The organism is Leeia sp. (assembly GCF_041909055.1).
Classification (GTDB): domain Bacteria; phylum Pseudomonadota; class Gammaproteobacteria; order Burkholderiales; family Leeiaceae; genus Leeia; species Leeia aquatica.
Window position 1 is genome coordinate 1 of record NZ_JAYREC010000005.1, and the last position, 18,132, is coordinate 18,132.

Genomic DNA, 18,132 nt, shown 5'->3' on the forward strand with positions numbered 1-18,132 from the left:
GCGGAGCCGGTTTGGCCACGCAGGCCGAGGAGTGCGAGAGAGGAAGCGGACAGACCGAGGCTGGAGCCGGAGACCAGAGCGACCATGGGGTGATCCTGAGGGACAATGAGGGAATGTCCAGATGATCGTGGGGAAACCAGCTCTGTTTAGGGGGCGTGCTAGCTTATATGAACTGCAAGCCCGAGTTCTGTTTAGAGTCAGGCCTGGCATCAAGGCCTGGAGAACCTGAATCATCACGACGCTTGTGGCATGTCCGCCCATAGTGTGGTCCAGCCGGGGGAGAGGTAGGCTTGGCGCATGTGCCAGTCGGGGTTGCGGGTGTTGGTGGCGAGGTGGATGGTGCTGCGGCCCCATTGCTGGTTGATCTGGTCCAGCACCTGGTTGAGGGCTTCGCGGCGGGGAGACTGTGGCGGCTCGGTCAGCAGGTCGGGCTGGTGGGCGTGTTGCGGGCGGAGATCCAGCAGCATGACGCCGGCCTTGGCGTAGGCGTAGCCGGGGCGATAGAGCTGGCGCACCAGCTGTAGCGCATGGCGGGTGAGCAGCAGAATGTCGTCGGATGCATTGTGCAGACAGTGGTATTGGCTATTGCTGTATTGTGGGTGTTCCAGATGCGGGTTGGTGCGCAGGTAGACGGCAAGGCCTCCTGCCAGCGAGTGCTGCTGACGCAGCTTGTGGCAGGCGCGCGCCAGATAGCTGCTGACGGCTTGCTCCAGCTCGGCGAGCTCAAACACGCTGCGGCCAAATGAGCGGGTACTGATGATCTGTTGCTTGTCTTGCTGTTGATGCATCAGCATCTGGCAGGGTTGGCCGTGCAGTTCCAGCACGGTCTGCTGCACCACCACCCCATAGCGGCGACGCAGCCAGGCGCTGTCTGCCGCCAGCAAGTCGCCCACTGTCTGCAAACCATCCAGTCTCAGCCGGGCCGCCAGCCTGCGACCAATGCCCCATACCCATTCTGCTGGAGTGTGCTGAATGAGCCGACGGTGCGCCTCATGTGCAGGGTTCAGCGTAAACACACCCTGATTCTGTGCTTCACGTTTGGCGTACAGGTTGGCCAGTTTGGCCAGGGTCTTGCTGGGACCAAAGCCAACCCCGACCGGCAATCCGGTCCATTGCAGCACCGTGCGGCGAATGTCCTGCCCTAATGCGGGCAGGTCGTCCATGCCGCTGACGTCCAGAAAACACTCATCAATACTGTAGATTTCTTGCCTAGGGGCAAAGCGGGCCAGCGTGCTCATCAGGCGATGCGACATGTCGGCATACAGCGGGTAATGGCTGCTGAAGGCAATCACCCCCAGCCGCTTGGCCTCGCCGCGCACTTGGTGCCAGGGTGCGCCCATGGGAACACCCAGGGCTTTGGCTTCTGCAGAACGGGAGACGATGCAGCCGTCATTGTTGGATAGCACCACCACCGGCTTGCCACGCAAGCGGGGCTCAAATACCTGCTGGCAACTGACGTAAAAGGAATTGGCATCCACCAGCGCCAGCATGCTCAGGCCTCCACCACCCAGGCGGTGACCACGCCCCAGATCAGCAGCTCCTGCTCAGCCACCAGGGTCAGCACCGGCCAAGCCGGATTTTCCGCCAGCAATTGCACCTGCCCGGCGCGGCGAGACAAGCGCTTGACGGTGAAGGCGCCATCGACCACGGCCACCACCACATCATCGTGCCGTGCGGTACGGGAGCGATCGACAATCAGGATGGCGCTCTCCGGGAAACCGCGCGCCGGGTCCGGCCCCGCCATGCTCTGCCCGCTGACCCGAAAGAAGAAGGTAGATTCCGGGTGCGTGACAAAATGTCGGTTCAGATCCAGCGCCGCCTCTGCCCAGTCTTCCGCCGGTGAAGGAAAACCGGCCGGCATGCGGCAGCCGCTCAGGGGGCGGGCTTGCGGGCCAGGCTGCAACGTCGCGCTTGCACAGGGTATGGCGGTCGTGTGGTTCATCTGTCATTCCCCCATCAGGGTGGGCTGAATTTCACCCATTCATTATAGAACAATCGTTCTATAAAATTCAAATGTTGAGTTCACATCCGTCAAGGCACATGCGATTGACATGCCCTGCATACGCATGACAAGCTGGCGCATCCCCTGCTCACCGGAGTCTTCTGCTCATGAACACCGCATTCCGCGCTGCAGCCCTGCTGCTACTCTGCCCTGCCCTGCTGCACGCCGCTACCGTTCCAACCGTCGCCTATGAAAAGACGGTCACCCTGCGCGGTGTCGTCAGCAAAAATTTTACGCTGACCCTCAAGCAGGGCATTCGTATCGAAGGGCTGGCCGCAGCCTGCCCCAAGGATGCCAAACAGGGCGCGGTGTACCGCGTGATCACCCTGCACGATCCGCTGGACCGGGTAAGTCAGATGGTCGGCAAAGAAGTGCAAGTAGAAGGCGAGTTCGCCTCCTGTGGTTTCCTCAAAGGCCAGCCTAGCCTGGACATGGTGTCGATCATCCCGGCCAGATAAACACCCGTTCATGCACAGGAGCATGCCATGCCAGACATCCGCTTTGTGGTGATCCATCAACCGGGCCCCGCCTGGCAGGCGGGCGTTCCACTGTTTGAGCAGGTGGGTCTGCAAGCGCATATCGACCACTACCGGCAATGGCAACAACAAGGTCTGCTGCTGTGCGGTGGTCCGTTTACCGACCCGGAAGCAGGCGGTATGATGGTGCCAAGGGCAACGCTGGACCACGATACGGTAGAACAGTTTGCCCTGGCGGACCCCGCCGTCCGTAGCGGGCTGCTGACTGTCACCATTCGCCCCTGGCTGATGGGCATGCAGCACCCTGATCTATCCCTCTGAGGTTGTCATGCTGATCCGTATCTGGAAGGTGGCACTGGCTGCAGGCCAGGGTGCCGCGCTGGAGCATTTTGCCCACACCATTTCGCTGCCCATGTTCCGCCGCCACGCGGGCTGCTTGGGTGTCTTCTTCAACCGTGATGAGCAGACCTGCGTGACCGTCACCCTGTGGCGTTCAGAAGCGGACATCGCCGCCATGGAAGCCACGAGTGATTATCAGGCGGTGGTAGCACAGATCGAACAGAGCGGCATTCTGGGAGACGACCACCATACCGAGCTGTACACCGTCTATGGTGGTTTTGTCAGCCCGGATCTGTCTTCGCTGCTAACCTCGGTATAACCCATCATGCGTATTGCCGTCTTGTCCGACATACACGGTAACCTGCTGGCACTGGAGGCCGTAGTAGCCGATCTGCGACGACAAGGCTGTGATGCGGTGGTCAATCTGGGCGACACCGTGTCCGGCCCCCTGCAGCCGCAGGAAACCGCGCAATTTCTGATGGCGCAGCCTGGCTGGGTGCACGTGGCAGGCAACCATGAGCGACAACTGCTCAACCTGCACCCCGGCTCCGGCCCCAGTGATCGTTACGCCCGTGAGCAATTGGGAGAGGCTGAGCTAGCATGGCTGGCGGCCCAACATCATAGCCAGCGGCTGACCGATGAGGTCTGGCTATGCCACGGCTCCCCTGGCAGTGACGTCACCACCCTGCTGCAAACCGGTGAACGTCCTGCATCGCCACAGGAGATCGAAGCCCGACTGGGGCACGTTTCTGCCGAACTCATCTTGTGTGGACACTCTCACATTCCGCGCAATGTCCGCACCCGACAAGGCCAATGGATCGTCAACCCCGGCAGCGTGGGCCTGCAAGCCTATCGCGATGATCATCCTTGGCCCCACGTGGTGGAGAACGGGAGCCCGGATGCCCGCTATGCACTGGTCGAGCGACTGGCAGCAGGGCAATGGCGAGTCGAGCTGCGCAGCGTGCCGTACGCACATGAGGCGGCTGCCGCACTGGCAGTACAACGCCAGCGGCTAGAATGGGCACAGGCCTTGCGCACCGGCTACCTGAGCTGAGCCGTGGCGCGAATATACAAGCAGCGGCTCGCCATATCCTATACGCTGCGCCAGTCACGCTGAGACGGCATCCCATGTACTGCTACCACGCCCTCCCCCTTGCCTTGCAGACGGAATGGCACACCCCGCAACAGCGTCTGGCGTATGCAGTTCATAGCACCTTGCAAGGGCTGGTGGATCATCGGCAGTACCTGGTGCAGGTTCAAGAACTGGAGCAACGTCCGACCGATACCCAGCTGGCCCGGCAGTTACGCCTGCTACGCCTGCTGGATGGCAACCCGCTCACCAGCCTGTTTGCAGCAGGCCTGCCTGAGACCACCTTTCTGGCCCGCTGGAACCAGCTGCAGCGCTGGCTGCAGCTGGGGGTACAAACCTGGCTGGACGACCGCCCGTCACGCGTACGACGGGATAGCCATATCGGGCCGGACGACCCCCTGCGCCCGCAGGTGATCGCCCATTTTATCGACTGCTGGCAGCACGCCCTGCCCGATGCGGGCCAGCTGAGCAGCCATCTGCAGCAACTGGACCTGCACCAGCATGCCACCGGGGAGCTGGCACACCTGTTGTCACACCAGCCTGGGCTGGAGCTGGCAGCATGCGCGCAGACCCTGGGCTGCAGCGTCCGCACCTTGCAGCGGCAATTGCAGTTCTGCGGGGTGCCATTCGCCCGCTTGCGCCAAGCCATCCGCCTGCAGCGCGCCACCCAGGCCTTGCTGACCGGTACGCAAGGCATGACCGACATTGCGCTGGACTGCGGCTACTTCGACGCCGCCCACTTCAACCACCAATGGAAGCTGAGCACCGGGCTGACGCCACAACAATACCGCAGCCTGCAGCAGCTGCACTAACGCCAGCTGGCGTCCACATACAATCTCCCCTCTCTCTCGCTCGGCAGAATGTCTCCACCGCTGCATTGTGCAGTCCAGCTGGAGAACCTTATGTCACCCTCAGCACCACCCCGTCGTCTGGAGCCTGCCCTGCTGCTTTGCTTGTTCCTGGCAGCCATGGATACCACCATCATGGCTACCCTGCTGCCGGTGATCCGGCAGCAGCTGGGCCAGCCGGAACTTTATGCCTGGCTGGTGTCCGGTTTCATGGCCTGCATGGCGCTGACCGGCCCGCTGGCCGGAGCGCTGGCAGACCGGCACGGCGTCCGCTTGCCGCTGAATCTGGCCTTGCTGTTCTTCCTTGCAGGGTCGCTACTTGGCATGCTGACGCACAACATGCTGTGGCTGATCGTGGCGCGCGCCCTGCAAGGCTTGGGCGCAGGCATGCTGATCGTGCTGAGTTATGCCGCGCTGGCGCAGTTGCATCCGACGCAACGTGGCCTCGCGCAAGCCCGCATCAGCATGATCTGGGGTGCAGCCGCCATGCTGGGACCACTGGCCGGCTGGCTGATCAGCCAGTACGCCAGCTGGAGACTGGCGTTTGCGCTGAACCTGCCGCTCGGCCTGCTGTGCTTGCTGGCGTTGCAACACCCGGCGCTGACGCAAGCCGCCCGCCGTGGCGTACGCCTTGATCCCGCCGCACAGGTAGGCTTCGGCCTGCTGATCGGTGCCTGCATGCTGCTGCTGAGTGCCATGACGCACCCGGTCGCCTCATGGCTGTTGCAACTGGAGGGCATGCTAGGTGCAATCGGGCTTGCCTTGTTGATCTGGCGTGTACGCCAACAGCCGGAGAGCAGCCCGCTGCCACTGGCCTTCCTGCACAACCCCAATCTGCGCACCAGCCTGCTGCAAGTGGCGCTGGGCAGTGTGGCGCTGTATGCCTCGATCACGCTGGTGCCACTACTGCCCGCCTTCAGCGGCCCGCAAGCGGGCAACCATATTGGTTTGCTGGTACTGGCGGGTGCCGCAGGCATGGTGCTGGCCTCCGCCCGCTGCGGCAAGCGCATTGCCGACTGGGGCTATCGCCGCCCGCTGTTGCTCGGCAACCTGCTGTTGCTGCTGGGTATCGGTTGGCAAGCAGGCTGGCCCGCCAGCGCTCACTGGATGGGCTGGGTGCTGGCAGAAGCGATGATTGGCTGCGGCATGGGACTGGTGGCTGCGGCCAGCGTGGTGCTGGCCCAGAACAGTGCCCGCCCGGAGCATGTTGCCCGTCACACTGCAGCCATCCAGCTGGCGCGGAACGTAGGCGCAGCAATCGGCCTGCATGCACTGGTGGCCCTGCAACCCTGGTTGACCACCCCGGTGCTGCCTGCGCTGGCACCCGCCATGCTGCCCTTGCTGGGGCTCCTGCTCTTCAGTGCCGTGCTGGGTATACAGCTGCCTCGTCAGTATGGGCCGTTGGCCCCTGTGGGCAACCATTGACAATGGCCAAGCACCAACCCTATGGTATGGCTATCCGATTGAATCATGGCGCCATACCGGTCGCCCCTGCACAGGACTTGTACCATGCACAGCCTGACCATTTTGCTTGGCATCCTGGCCGCCCTGCTGGTCGGCGTCATCAGTCCCGGCCCCAGCTTTTTGCTGGTGGCCCGCACCTCGGTGGCGCAGTCACGCCGTGCCGGGCTGATTGCGGCGCTCGGCATGGCTTGCGGCGCCACCGTCATGGCACTGATCGCCCTGCTTGGTCTGCATGCCCTGCTGCAAAGCGTGCCGGTGCTGTATACCGTGCTGAAGGTCACGGGGGGAATCTACCTGCTGTATCTGGCCTGGCAGGTGTGGCGCGGTGCGGCAACACCGCTGCAGGTGCAAGATGATGGCCTGCCCGCACAGGCCCTGACCCGCACCTTCTGGCAAGCCGCAGCCACCATGCTGAGCAATCCCAAGGCCGCCGTGCAGTACGGCGTGATTTTCGCCGCCATGCTGCCTGCACACCCGGAGCCCGGCTTGCTGCTGATGCTGCCGCCTGCGGTATTCCTGCTGGAAGGTGGCTGGTATACCCTGGTGGCGCTGCTGCTATCCTCTGAAGCTCCCCGTCAGCAATACCTGCGCGCCAAAACCGGCATCGACCGCGTGGCCGGTGCAGTTCTGGCGCTGCTGGGCATCAAGCTGCTGCTCTCCCGGCAGTAAGGGTGGATGGGATCACCGGCAGGACCATGGTGCAGCTGCGCCTTATTGATCAGCCAGCCCTTCCACCTGAATGCGCAGCACCACCGTCATGTCGAAGCCATATTCTTTGCCCGCCGTCAGACCGAACTGATCACGTTCGAAGCTGCCCAGCGCGTCTGCGCCGCATACTTCCCGCTTGAACATGGGATGCGGCACACACTTGAAAGACAACAGCTTGAGGTGGACCGGGCGGGTGGTACCCCCCAGCGTCAGCTCGCCATCCAGTCGGGTCGGTACGCCCTTCTGGAAACCGGCCAGTTCACCCCGGTACGTAGCGTACTGGTGGCGGGTCACATCAAACAGCGCATCGGTCCGAGCCCAGCGGTTCAGCAACTCATTGCCAAAATCCACACTGGCCAAATCAATGGACACCTCCACCGAGCCGGTACCCGCAGCCTTGTCCAGCGTTGCCTTGCCCTTGCTCTGGTTGAACTTGCCACGCCAGGTGGATATCCCCATGTGATCCGCTTCAAAGCTGGGGAAGGTATGGGTCGGGTCCAGCGTATAGCTGACCGGCGCTGCCATCGCCGCCCCCGTGCACAACAGCACTCCTAAAGCAAACGCCTTCATTAAACTGCTCCGTGGATACCTCTCAGTCCGCAGGGTGCCGGTTTGTGGCGGGAGCGTCAACTGCAGGAGAACGGGTCACTGCCCCATCCACCCGACCTCAAATGCGATATTGGACAGCAGGCGGCAACGGTCACATTGAAAATCGAACGGTGCAATCCGGAGCTGCTGACGCGGCCACGGCTGGCCGCAGGAAGGACAGGGGCGACGGGATTCGCTTTCGAGGTCTGTCCCCTCATGACAGTACAGATAGTAGTAAAACGGCCGTCCGGTTTGCTGTGTCAGGGCGTCACACAATGCCCGGCCACGCCGGGTGAGTGCACTATCCAGCGCGGCAAGCTGGTAGGTCGTTTCCGCCTCCAGCAGCTCGCACCCCATCTGCAGGCTGTCGCAGGCGCGGTAATCAGATTGCCACGACAGCAGCACCTGACTGTGTAGGGCTCCTGCGGGCAAGCGATAAAGCGGAACTTGGCCGCCACAGTCCAGGCAAAGTATGGGTGAGCCCAGATGCAAGAAGTGGGTGTACAGGGCAAAGCTCGAACTGTGCACACAGGAACAGGCCACCGCTTCCGAAGCCCCCTCTCCGAGGTACTGCACCGCCATACCTTGCGGAGGCAGCGCTGCCAATGCCTGGCACACCTCGGCGCTGTGGTGCACGGCATCCAGCGCATCCACCTCCAGCGTCTGCACCTGCGCCATCAGGTGCAAGCCCTCCCAATGCAAAGGCCAATCTTGCCCACAAATCTGGCCATGACGGTACAGCGCCGCAAGCACAGCCATGGCCTGATGGTACAAGCTGGATTTTCCTGCTTCGGATTCGGCGGTAAACTGAAGCCGCTGTACATGCATGTCTGGATCACCTCGGAGGGCGCACCAATATTACATATGTGCTGCGCCCATCGGTGCGCGTCAATAGATGGGAACAACCGGGTCAGGAGAATGGCCCTGCCTGTGCATTCAGCGCACCGCGCCACCACACAGGCGCAAGCTGTAGACCGGCTGCCCGTCCTGGGTTAGCAATTCGTCGCCGTGAAAATCCTGCAAGCTGCCTTGCAAGGTGCAGCGGTATGCCCAGTTATCCCGCATGTAGCGGCTGGGGCCCCGCAAGGGTAATTGGTCCGGGCCGGCGTTGAGGGCTTCACGCAAAACTGCGTACACACTACGCCAGTCTTCCACCTGCTCACTGACGCCACCGGAGTAAGCCATGGACCACACGGCGGTGCCTTGAAAATACACCACCTCCTGCCCGCTGAACCGGGTGAGGCCGACATAGATGTCCCGGTACAGCCAGTCACCCTCGGTATATTCCAGCTGACGGGAATCCGGCAGCAGCGGCGTGACACTGGCGTCGTCACCCTGGCCCGCGTAAGTGGCCAGTTTGGCGCGCCGCAGAAAGGCTTGCAGGGCTTGCATATCCATGAATACTCACTCCGCCGGTAAAGCGGATGAGTATTCCAAACCACGGCTATACCGTCAAACCCGACTCAGGCTTCCGCCACTTTCACCACCCGTTTGCCGAAGTTCTTGCCTTCCAGCAGGCCGATCAAGGCTTGCGGGGCTTGCTCCAGCCCCTCAACCACGTCCTCGCGGGACTTGATCTTGCCTTCTTGCAGCCAGCGGCTCATCTGAGCAAAGAACTCACCGTAACGATGGCCGTAGTCGTCAAAAATGATGAAGCCCTGCATGCGGATGCGCTTGGTGAGCAGGGTACCGGCCAACACACCGAGGCGGTCTGGGCCGTCCGGCAGTTGGGTGGCGTTGTAGCTGGCGATCAAGCCGCACAGTGGAATACGCGCGCCGGTATTGAGCAGTGGCATCACGGCATCAAACACCGCGCCACCGACGTTTTCAAAGTAAACGTCGATACCCGCCGGGCAGGCCGCCGCCAGTTGCGCCGGGAAATCGGCCGCGCGGTGGTCGATGCAGGCATCAAAGCCTAGTTCTTCCACCACATAGCGGCATTTGGTTTCGCCACCGGCAATCCCCACCACCCGGCAGCCCTGCAGTTTGGCAATCTGGCCGACCAGAGAGCCCACCGCACCGCTGGCCGCCGCTACCACCACCGTTTCCCCCGCCTTGGGTTGGCCTATGTCCAACAACCCCATATAGGCGGTGAAGCCGGGCATGCCGAGAACATTGAGTGCTTGCGACGGCTGTGCCAGCCCGGTGAGCTTGTGCAGACCGCTGCCATCGGACAGCGCGTAGTCCTGCCAGCCACTCATTGACAGCACCAGCTCGCCCACTGCAAAACCGGGGTGACGCGAGCTGACCACCTGCGCTACGGTGCCGCCCACCATCACCCCGCCCAAGGGCACTGGTGGCGCGTAGGAAGGGCGGTCACTCATGCGGCCCCGCATATAGGGGTCGATCGACAGCCACAGGGTGCGCAGCAGCACCTGCCCTTCCACCGGTTGCGGAATAGTTTGCTGTTCCAGCCGGAAGTCTTCCAGTGTCGGCGCGCCCACCGGGCGACGGTTCAGCAGGATCTGGCGATTGTGACTGGTGGTTTGCGTCATGATGCGTCCTTCATTGTGAGGTCAATCAGGCTTGGGACTGAATCTGGTAGCCCAGCCGTGGGAAATGGATGTGCAGGGTGCCGGTATCGGTATGCTCCAGTTGCAGGGTGACGCGTTGCGTGTCCAGATAGCGCAGCTGGCCCTGCACCGCCTCCTGCGGGTAATGCTCCGGCATCACGCTGACCATATTGCCAATGCGCAGCTCACCCTCGTCACCTCCTGTCGGCAGCGCTTGCGGAGCCGCCGCCAGGGCTATGGCCAGCGCGGCATCGGCGGTCAGCTCACTGCGTTGTCCCTGCCCCCAGGCAGCCATGCGCGCCATCCAGTCTGGCAGGTGGCGAGCTACGGGTACCAGCTCGTCCAGCCAGCCGGCTTTGTGCAGGAACCAGCACAGCTGGTAGACCCCGAAATCCCCAATCGCAGGCAGATCCCCACCCAGCCAGGGCGAGGCGGACAGGGCCTGGTCCAGCATGGACAGTACTGGCGTGAGCTGTGACGACAGGTGCGGCACATTGGCCGCCAGATGATCACGATCAAGATCCATCTGCGGGTGCATGCGAATACGATCATCCAGCAGGGCTTGCGGGATTTGTGCTGCTCGCTTGCCCATGAGCAGATGTATTCCTTGCCAGAACAGGGTCACATCCACCAGCTGCGAGAGCAAGGCAGCTTGCGCTGCGGGCGCACCGCTGGCCAGTGCGGGTGTGGGGAAGCGCTGTTCCAGCTCTTGCGCAATCAGGCTGGAGTCGCAGTACAGATCAGCCCCGATCTGCAACACCGGCGCGCGACGGTAGCCGTGGGTCAGCTTCATCAGATCCGGCTTGGGCAACACCGGTGGCATCTGTACCGAATGCCAGGTGAGCTGCTTGTAGCCCAATAGCAGGCGGATTTTCTCGGAGTATGGCGAGGCGTCGTAGTGGTGCAGGATCAGGTCAGGCATTTAGATAAACTCGCTATAATATAGTAAGCTATATTAATAAATAACTAACCTGCTGTCCAGTAACTTGAGACACCCTGGACAATGCAGCCCAAGCCAGCACTCAATCCGCACCACTCCCCAGATACTCCGCCACAATCCGGACGTAGGCTCCGCTGTCCTTCAGTTTCTTCAAGCCCCGGTCCAGCTTGGCGGCCATTTGCTCGCCATTCGGTGTTTTCCGGGAGAACATCACGTAATAGACATTGGTTTCCACTGCTTTAGGGTGATGGGTAAACCGCTTCTGCTCTTCTGGGCTGAACAGCTCGCGGATGATGCCATAGCCGACGACCTTGGAGGTCTGGTAGGCATCAATCCTGCCTGCCAGCAAGCGCTTGAAATTGATCTCTGCCGTGGGGGACACTTCAGTTTGCAGGCCTTTTTCCTTGTATTCCGTCTCCTGCTTGTAGCCAAGCGTCACCCCCAGCCGGTATCGCTTGAGGTCATTCCAGTCACGCCAGTCAAACGGTGTGGTCTTGAGGTGGAAAAACACCCCTTCATCCTTGATCAACGGGATCTGGTTATAAATGAAATCGGCCTCACGCTCAGGCGTCCGGTTCCATGGATAGGTGGCGTCATACTGCCCGGTTTGTACATACACGTAGCTGCGCTTCCACGGAAAGTATTCGTTGACGACCTTCACCCCTTCCAGACGAAACGCCTCACCCACAATTTTCTCGACCAGTCTGGCTTGTGCATTGCTCTCCGATGTATAGGGTGGCCAATCGCCTATGGCCATACGAACGATTTCTTCCGCCTCAGCACGGGTAGACCACAGGCCGAGTATGGCAAGACTCACCATGATGCTGAGTAGCGGTTTGAGCAAGGCATGGGTTGTTTGCGGGAAGACCATCGCAAACTCCTTGATGAATGGTGCTTTGAGTATAGGCCAGCCTGCGGCCAGTATCGGCATGATGGGTCCGCTTTTTGACCGGAATCGGGCTGGCTGCATGCACGCTGTCCGCGCATACTCCGTTTATTTCTTCATCACGGAGCCTAGCCATGCCGCACTACCGTAGCCGTGACTTCACCTCCAGCCGTGCCTGGGGGGCTCTGGATATTGCACAGTTAAACGGTATCAGTGTCCGCCTGCACTGGACTGACCAGCCCTATCACTGGCATGTGAATGAGGGGGAAGAGGTGTTTGCCGTGCTGGATGGTGTGGTCTGCATGCACTATCGAGAAGAAGGTGAGGTCCGTCACCTCATGCTGCAGGCGGGCGATATCTTTCATGCAAAGGCAGGCTGCGAGCATGTCGCCCACCCGCAAGGCGAAGCCCGCATTCTGGTGATTGAACAGGCGGGCAGTGAGTAAGCTAAGGTGTCAGCAGCATGCACAGGCGGCTAACATGCCATGGTCCGACCTGCTGATCATCCAGCCACTGAAAACCATACTGCAGGTAGACCTGCCGCAATGCAGGTCGGCTGGACTCACAGTCCAGCCGCAGTGAAGGTAAACCTTGCTGCCGGGCACAGGCCTGGGCCTGATCCAGCATGAACTGGGCCAGGCCCCGCCCGGCCCAGTCTGGCGCCACCGCCAGCCGGTGTACCACCAGTGCAGAGCGGGGCGGCAATTCCGGCCAGAACAGCGGGTCGTCTACCTGCAGCTTGACGACCGCCCGGATGTGTCCCTCAAGCACCGCCACGTGAAAGCGTCCAGCCAGCACGTCCGGCCGTATCTGCGCATCGCCCAGCTCATCCGGCTGCCACATCGGCTGGCCCTGGGTCTGCAACCGTCCGGCCGCATCGAGCAATACCTGCCGGACCTGGTCGACCTCTTCTGCTCGTGCCACCCTGAATTGCCACACCATACCTACCCTTCTTGCGACGCATGCTCCGTAATGGGCAACTGACCAAATTTACCCTGCTGATAATCCGTAATGGCCTGCCGGATCTCTTGCTGGGTGTTCATCACAAACGGCCCATAGCTGGCAATCGGCTCCCGCAGGGTCACCCCGGCCAGCAGCACCACCTTGCTTGCACTGTGCGCCTGCAGCCGCACCCCGGCCCCTGCTGCAGACAGGATCACTACTTGCGGACCTTGTACGGTCACACCGGCAACCGTCACCTCCCCTTCCAGCACCACCACCGCCAGTGCTTGTCCATCCGGTACGGGTGCCAACAGGTTTGCCCCCGCCTGCAGGCGTGCATCCCACAGGTTCAGCTCGCTATAGTGATGCGCGGGCCCGGTCAGCACACCATGCGCGTCGGACCATTCCCCGGCAATCACCCGCACCTCACCCTGTCCACCCGGCAAGGTGATGCGTGGGAACTGGGCGTCCACCAAGGTCTGGTAACCGGGTTGGCGCATTTTCTCCGCTGCGGGCAGATTCACCCACAGTTGCACCATCTCCATCATGCCGCCCTGGCGGGTGAAGGCTTCGCTGTGAAACTCATCGTGCACCACGCCGGACGCAGCCGTCATCCACTGCACATCACCCGGGCCAATGGTTCCGCCACCGCCGGAAGAGTCTCGGTGCGACACCTCGCCCTGGTACACCAGGGTCACGGTTTCAAACCCCCGGTGTGGATGCTCGCCGACACCGCGTGGCTGCGTGGCGGGCGGGAAGTAGGTCGGCCCCGCATAATCCAGCATCAGGAAGGGATTGAGCACCCCGTCTGCAGTGTTCGGCAGCAACAAGGTGCGAACCGGAAAACCATCGCCAACCCAGTGCTGGGAAAGCATGCCGTGGTGACTGCTGACCTGTTTCATGTTCTGACTCCATATCAAGTTGCAATGGGTCCAGTGTAATCGCGCCTCTGTCGTCGCGCCAGACAGCACGATCGACATGCACTGTTCCATAAACAGAACAATCCAGCACGCCACAAAACAAAACAGCCCGCAAAGCGGGCTGTTTTGTGAGCAGGCTTAAGCCGCTTGTGGCGGGGGAGCTTCCCCTTCCGGCAGCGGACGGCCACTTTCTTCATACTCATGGATCAAGGCACGGCAATCCATCACTTTCAGATCATTGTCCTTGGCAAAGGCCATGATGAAAGCGAATACACGGGGGTTGATGGCTTCGAGTTGACGGTCTACCGCCACGCAACGGATATCGTCCAGGCTCATTGGACGGACATAGGGAGAGTAGGACATTTTCTGGTCCCACCCAAAGGTGGACAGGATGCCGGACAGCCGCTCCGCCCAGTCGCTGGGGCGGAACGGGCGACCGTTACTGGTCACACCCTGAATGATGATTTCATACGGATTACAAAACATGGGCAAACTTGATCTGGATATTTGACTTAAGCGTTGTGACCGCTATTATAGCCTATTCTCCGGAACCTCCCCAATGCTTACAGTCTTTGTAAGTATTTTTGCCGACCCCGCCTCACTGCGCTGTCTTGAGTGCGGCCAGCAGCGCTGACGTATCCACCAGCTGCTCAGGCTCAAACGACCGCTTCAGTTGCTGATTTTCCTGCAAGAATTGCTTCAGGTCCCGCAAATAGCCGATCAACCCGCCTTCCGGGCGGTTACGCCGCAGCAGCTCATTTCCATTGTGAATCCGCACCGAGTTCAGCATGCCGATCAGGTCAAAAGCGGTATAGGGTTTTTCACCGGCAAAAGTCATGCCGTTGAGGATCTTTTGATACTCCGCCCAAGCCGCATCGTTTTTCACCCAGCGCACCGCGTGCACCCAGCCCACGAAGAATCGGCGCAGGTCATCCGCCGGGATCTCTTTCAGCGTTTCCGCATTACCCACAAACCCTTCCGGGATCACGCCCGGCCAATTGCTGCTGTTGGCCACCTCCACGCCATTGCCCTGACGACGAGCGCGCAGCGCCTGCGGGTCGTAGTTGACGATCAACGGGAAGCGCCCCTGGATGAATTCGTCCGTCATCTTTTCTGGCGTGGCCTCCACCGCCTTCACATCCGCGAGGCGCAGACCGTTTTGCTTCAGGTACTGATTGAGGAAATAGGTCACCGACGGCTGGTTGAGGTAAATGCCGATGGTTTTACCTTTCAGGGCTTTGACATCCACCCCGTTCCGCCCAATGATTTTGTCACCACCGTGTGACCAGTCGGTTTCACCGAGGATGACAATCGGCACCCCCTGCTGATGCAGGCCAACCCAGCTGCCGATCATGTCAAGCGCGATATCAATCTTCTTGCTTTGCAGCGCCGCATTCAGTGACTGGTTATCAGGAAAGTTGGTGACCTGAACCTCCAGCCCCTGTTCCTTCCAGAACCCCTTGCTTTCCGCCACATTCAGCGGTGAGAACGCAATCCAGTGAATCATGCCGACCCGGATAGGCCGGGCCAGTACCGCCGTCATACACAAAGACACACCGCACAGCAACAACAGACGCAACGCTTTCATGACTTCCCCTCTGACAAAGGACCATGCCAGCTCGTCCCTTGTGAGGCAGGCTGGCCAAAAAACACCATCAGCGTTGTATCGTCCGTCCCGCTTGTGGAACGGCGGACTGCTATCCTGCAGCCGGGCGCTGGCAGTGGCGATACTGCAGCTGGTGCAGGTCGGCCACGTTACTGCCTGAGGCTGCCACCACCAGAATCTCTTGCGCCAGCTCGGCAAAATCCGCGCGGAAATGCACCGAGCTCTTCAATACCAGAATGGCCTGTCGGGCAGGCTCCACCCCCAGATGGCGGAACATCGCCTGATCGGCAGCCTGCTGCTTGCGGCTGCTGACCAGTACGGTGACTCCATTGCGCCGCAAACGGGCCATTGGCCCCAAATCCATATGGCACCCTGCATAAAACGGCCCGGTACCCGTAAACTGACCATTGCCGAGCTGCTCCACCTGCCATGGGCCCGGCGCTGCGCCCCCGGCAGACGAGGTCGCGCCAATGGCGATATCCAGTACCGCTCCCACTCCCGCAGCATGCGCTGCGGCTGCCGCTTGCGGATCACACAGCAAGCCCAGGCATGCCCCCTGCGCATCGGCAGCCAGCAAGGCATGAATCAGATCTGCCGTATCGCTATCGCCTCCGCCACCCGGATTATCCTGCGTATCGGCCAGAATGACGGGCTGCGTGCCCACCTGCTCCATGGCATACGCCACCGCCTCATTCGCTTGCCACAAGCGCCCGGCAAACTGTCCGCGTGCACGCTGCAAGGCGTCATACAACTGCGCGGCGCCCGCATCGGCAGCCGCTTGCGTCTCGGCGTACACCAATACTGAGGGCGCGCTGTCCGGCACATCAGCCAGCGGGAAACCAGCGGCCAGTGAGGCGTAGCTGACACGGTCGCTCAAGGCTTCGGCCTCGCGCATCAGGCTGGCCATCGGCTCGGCCAGCGTGCTCTGCCACGGCATCGGAATCAGGTAAGGCAGTTGCCGGAACGCATGGGCGTAGCGACGCCCCGCCAATAGCGCAGGCAACAGACTCACCGCGCGTTCGCCACACTCCGCCATGTCGACATGGGGATAGGTGCGGTAGACCAGAATCAGGTCGGCCAGCTCGGTCATGCGCGGGGTGATGTTGGCGTGGAAATCCAGCACCACCACAATGGGCAGCTCCGGCCCGACTACCTCACGCACCCGTGCCAGCCAGCCTTCATCCCCCGAGAACTGCGACTCGGTCACCATCGCGCCGTGCAGCTCCAGCAGCAAGGCATCCAGCGGGCCTGCGGCACGCAACTGACGCTCGAAAATCCACCACAAGGCCTCGAAGGCATCGTCCGTCACATGACCACAAGGATTGGCGCTGGCCCAACTAAGCGGCACCACCTGATGACCTGCTGCCTGTGCTGCCGCAATCATGCCGGACGCGGGCAGATTGACCCCCCGCAGCGCCGGAAGCATCTCCTCCCCGCACAGCAAGCCTGGCCAGGCATCGGCCTCGACAAAATTGCGGAAACGGGCGCGACTCGCTGCAAAAGTATTGGTCTCATGCTGCAGCCCGGCCACCCCGATACGTGCCATGCCTTTACTCCTTCGCCTGTGGCGAATCCAAAATCATCAAACAGCAAGGCCCCGGTGCTGGACCACCGGGGCACCGTCTTACAACATGCCGACTACGGCGCGGCGTGCAATTTCGCTATATTCCGCAGCGGTGAAGGCAATCGGGTTGGTACCACTCGAGCCATCCACCACTGCCATTTCACCCACTTGGGCCAGGCGGTCTTCGCCAATGCCCAAGGCCGCCAGCGTGTGCGGAATACCCAGCTCCTCGCGCAGGCGCAGCACCCAGTCGAGGAAGGCGGTAAACGAAGGGTTCGGCAGGTCCAGATAGCGCGCCAGCGCAGTGATGCGCTCTTCGATTACTGACTGGTTAGCTTTCAGCACATACGGCATCAGGATGGCATTGAGCATGCCGTGATGCGCGTCGTATAGCGCGCCCAGCGGGTGTGCCAGCGCGTGCATGCCACCCAGCCCGCGCTGGAACGCCGTCGCTCCCATGCTGCTGGCCACCAGCATCTGCATGCGGGCTTCCAGATCGTTGCCGTCCTTGACCGCGCGCGGCAGGTAATCCTTCACCAGACGCATGCTTTCAATGGCGATCCCGGCGGCCATCGGGTGATAGAACGGTGAGCAATAGGCCTCCAGGCTGTGGCTCAGGGCATCCATGCCGGTGGCCGCCGTCAGCTTGGCAGGCAGGCCGGTACTCAGCTCCGGGTCCAGAATCACCACTGCGGGCAGCATGCGAGCGTGGAAAATGATGCGCTTGATGTGGGCGGCATCGTCGGTAATCACCGAAGCGCGACCCACTTCCGAGCCCGTACCCGCCGTGGTCGGCACCGCCACCACTGGCGCCATGCCCGCCACGTTGACGCGCAGGTAGTTGTCACCCACGTCCTCAAAATCCCACAGCGGACGGTCTTGCCCCACCATCAGCGCCACCGCCTTGGCGGCATCCAGCGCCGAGCCGCCACCGAAGGCGATCACGCCATCGTGCTGACCCGCCTTGTACGCCGCCACACCGTCCATCACGTTCTGGCCGGTCGGGTTACCCTTCACGCCGCTGAACACCGCACAGCCCAAGCCACCTTGCTTGCAGATGTCCACCGAGCGGGCAATCATCGGCAAACTGGCCAAGCCCGGGTCGGTAATCAGCAAGGGGTTCTTCATGCCCAGCGACTTGCACCAGTCGGCCAGCTCGGCAATGCGCCCGGCCCCCACCTTGACGGCGGTCGGGTAGTTCCAGTTAGCGCGGTAAGCGTTCATGTCAGTCATCGTGTTCAACTCC

22 protein-coding genes are annotated in these 18,132 nt (G+C 61.5%); 8 read left to right on the plus strand and 14 right to left on the minus strand.

From position 1 onward, the window contains the following. Positions 1-233: 233 nt before the first annotated feature. A complete protein-coding gene (locus tag ACE3O2_RS12835) occupies positions 234-1,490 on the minus strand; it encodes a Y-family DNA polymerase (protein WP_374338107.1) in 1,257 nt (418 codons plus the stop codon). 2 nt (positions 1,491-1,492) lie between these two features. After that, positions 1,493-1,942, minus strand: a complete 450-nt coding sequence (locus ACE3O2_RS12840; RefSeq protein WP_374338109.1) for a LexA family protein — start codon at positions 1,940-1,942, stop codon at positions 1,493-1,495. 167 nt (positions 1,943-2,109) lie between these two features. On the opposite strand from ACE3O2_RS12840, the gene ACE3O2_RS12845 reads away from it, so the two are divergent. The 7 genes from ACE3O2_RS12845 (at position 2,110) to ACE3O2_RS12875 (ending at position 6,888) form a co-directional block, all read left to right on the plus strand. After that, the gene (locus tag ACE3O2_RS12845) at positions 2,110-2,460 is read left to right on the plus strand and encodes a hypothetical protein (protein WP_374338111.1); all 351 of its coding nucleotides are present in this window, start codon (positions 2,110-2,112) and stop codon (positions 2,458-2,460) included. Between the two features lie 27 nt (positions 2,461-2,487). Next, positions 2,488-2,799 (plus strand): YciI family protein, encoded by a 312-nt coding sequence (locus tag ACE3O2_RS12850; protein ID WP_374338113.1) that lies wholly within the window; start codon positions 2,488-2,490, stop codon positions 2,797-2,799. Positions 2,800-2,806: 7 nt separating this feature from the next. Further along, positions 2,807-3,136, plus strand: a complete 330-nt coding sequence (locus ACE3O2_RS12855) for a hypothetical protein (protein WP_374338115.1) — start codon at positions 2,807-2,809, stop codon at positions 3,134-3,136. A gap of 6 nt (positions 3,137-3,142) precedes the next feature. After that, on the plus strand, positions 3,143-3,871 hold the full coding sequence (locus ACE3O2_RS12860; RefSeq protein ID WP_374338117.1) for a metallophosphoesterase: 729 nt from the start codon (positions 3,143-3,145) through the stop codon (positions 3,869-3,871). Between the two features lie 74 nt (positions 3,872-3,945). After that, entirely contained in the window at positions 3,946-4,719 is a 774-nt protein-coding gene (locus tag ACE3O2_RS12865; protein ID WP_374338119.1) for a helix-turn-helix domain-containing protein, read from the plus strand. Between the two features lie 90 nt (positions 4,720-4,809). After that, on the plus strand, positions 4,810-6,180 hold the full coding sequence (locus ACE3O2_RS12870; RefSeq protein ID WP_374338121.1) for an MFS transporter: 1,371 nt from the start codon (positions 4,810-4,812) through the stop codon (positions 6,178-6,180). 84 nt (positions 6,181-6,264) lie between these two features. Further along, positions 6,265-6,888, plus strand: coding sequence for a LysE family translocator (locus ACE3O2_RS12875; RefSeq protein ID WP_374338123.1), 624 nt, complete (start codon positions 6,265-6,267; stop codon positions 6,886-6,888). A 42-nt stretch (positions 6,889-6,930) separates the two neighbouring features. On the opposite strand, the gene ACE3O2_RS12880 is transcribed toward ACE3O2_RS12875, so the two are convergent. The 6 genes from ACE3O2_RS12880 to ACE3O2_RS12905 form a co-directional block, all read right to left on the minus strand. Continuing rightward, the gene (locus tag ACE3O2_RS12880; protein WP_374338125.1) at positions 6,931-7,497 is read right to left on the minus strand and encodes a YceI family protein; all 567 of its coding nucleotides are present in this window, start codon (positions 7,495-7,497) and stop codon (positions 6,931-6,933) included. A 75-nt stretch (positions 7,498-7,572) separates the two neighbouring features. Continuing rightward, positions 7,573-8,343, minus strand: coding sequence for a DUF2310 family Zn-ribbon-containing protein (locus tag ACE3O2_RS12885; RefSeq protein WP_374338127.1), 771 nt, complete (start codon positions 8,341-8,343; stop codon positions 7,573-7,575). Between the two features lie 108 nt (positions 8,344-8,451). Next, positions 8,452-8,913 (minus strand): DUF5680 domain-containing protein, encoded by a 462-nt coding sequence (locus tag ACE3O2_RS12890; RefSeq protein ID WP_374338129.1) that lies wholly within the window; start codon positions 8,911-8,913, stop codon positions 8,452-8,454. Positions 8,914-8,978: 65 nt separating this feature from the next. Further along, entirely contained in the window at positions 8,979-10,010 is a 1,032-nt protein-coding gene (locus tag ACE3O2_RS12895; RefSeq protein WP_374338131.1) for an NADP-dependent oxidoreductase, read from the minus strand. A gap of 25 nt (positions 10,011-10,035) precedes the next feature. After that, entirely contained in the window at positions 10,036-10,950 is a 915-nt protein-coding gene (locus tag ACE3O2_RS12900; protein ID WP_374338133.1) for a glutathione S-transferase family protein, read from the minus strand. Positions 10,951-11,050: 100 nt separating this feature from the next. Next, positions 11,051-11,899, minus strand: coding sequence for a substrate-binding periplasmic protein (locus ACE3O2_RS12905; protein ID WP_374338135.1), 849 nt, complete (start codon positions 11,897-11,899; stop codon positions 11,051-11,053). Positions 11,900-11,988: 89 nt separating this feature from the next. On the opposite strand from ACE3O2_RS12905, the gene ACE3O2_RS12910 reads away from it, so the two are divergent. Further along, positions 11,989-12,300 (plus strand): cupin, encoded by a 312-nt coding sequence (locus ACE3O2_RS12910; RefSeq protein WP_374338137.1) that lies wholly within the window; start codon positions 11,989-11,991, stop codon positions 12,298-12,300. A gap of 1 nt (position 12,301) precedes the next feature. On the opposite strand, the gene ACE3O2_RS12915 is transcribed toward ACE3O2_RS12910, so the two are convergent. From ACE3O2_RS12915 to ACE3O2_RS12940, 6 genes are all read right to left on the minus strand, one after another. Further along, positions 12,302-12,796, minus strand: coding sequence for a GNAT family N-acetyltransferase (locus ACE3O2_RS12915; RefSeq protein WP_374338139.1), 495 nt, complete (start codon positions 12,794-12,796; stop codon positions 12,302-12,304). A 2-nt stretch (positions 12,797-12,798) separates the two neighbouring features. After that, entirely contained in the window at positions 12,799-13,698 is a 900-nt protein-coding gene (locus tag ACE3O2_RS12920) for a pirin family protein (protein ID WP_374338141.1), read from the minus strand. 156 nt (positions 13,699-13,854) lie between these two features. Continuing rightward, a complete protein-coding gene (locus ACE3O2_RS12925) occupies positions 13,855-14,202 on the minus strand; it encodes a DUF3579 domain-containing protein (RefSeq protein WP_374338143.1) in 348 nt (115 codons plus the stop codon). Positions 14,203-14,314: 112 nt separating this feature from the next. Beyond that, positions 14,315-15,304 (minus strand): ABC transporter substrate-binding protein, encoded by a 990-nt coding sequence (locus ACE3O2_RS12930; RefSeq protein WP_374338145.1) that lies wholly within the window; start codon positions 15,302-15,304, stop codon positions 14,315-14,317. 109 nt (positions 15,305-15,413) lie between these two features. After that, the gene (locus tag ACE3O2_RS12935; RefSeq protein WP_374338147.1) at positions 15,414-16,868 is read right to left on the minus strand and encodes a M81 family metallopeptidase; all 1,455 of its coding nucleotides are present in this window, start codon (positions 16,866-16,868) and stop codon (positions 15,414-15,416) included. 78 nt (positions 16,869-16,946) lie between these two features. Then, positions 16,947-18,119: an iron-containing alcohol dehydrogenase gene (locus tag ACE3O2_RS12940; RefSeq protein WP_168877418.1), complete on the minus strand. Its 1,173-nt coding sequence runs from the start codon at positions 18,117-18,119 to the stop codon at positions 16,947-16,949. Positions 18,120-18,132 lie beyond the last annotated feature (13 nt).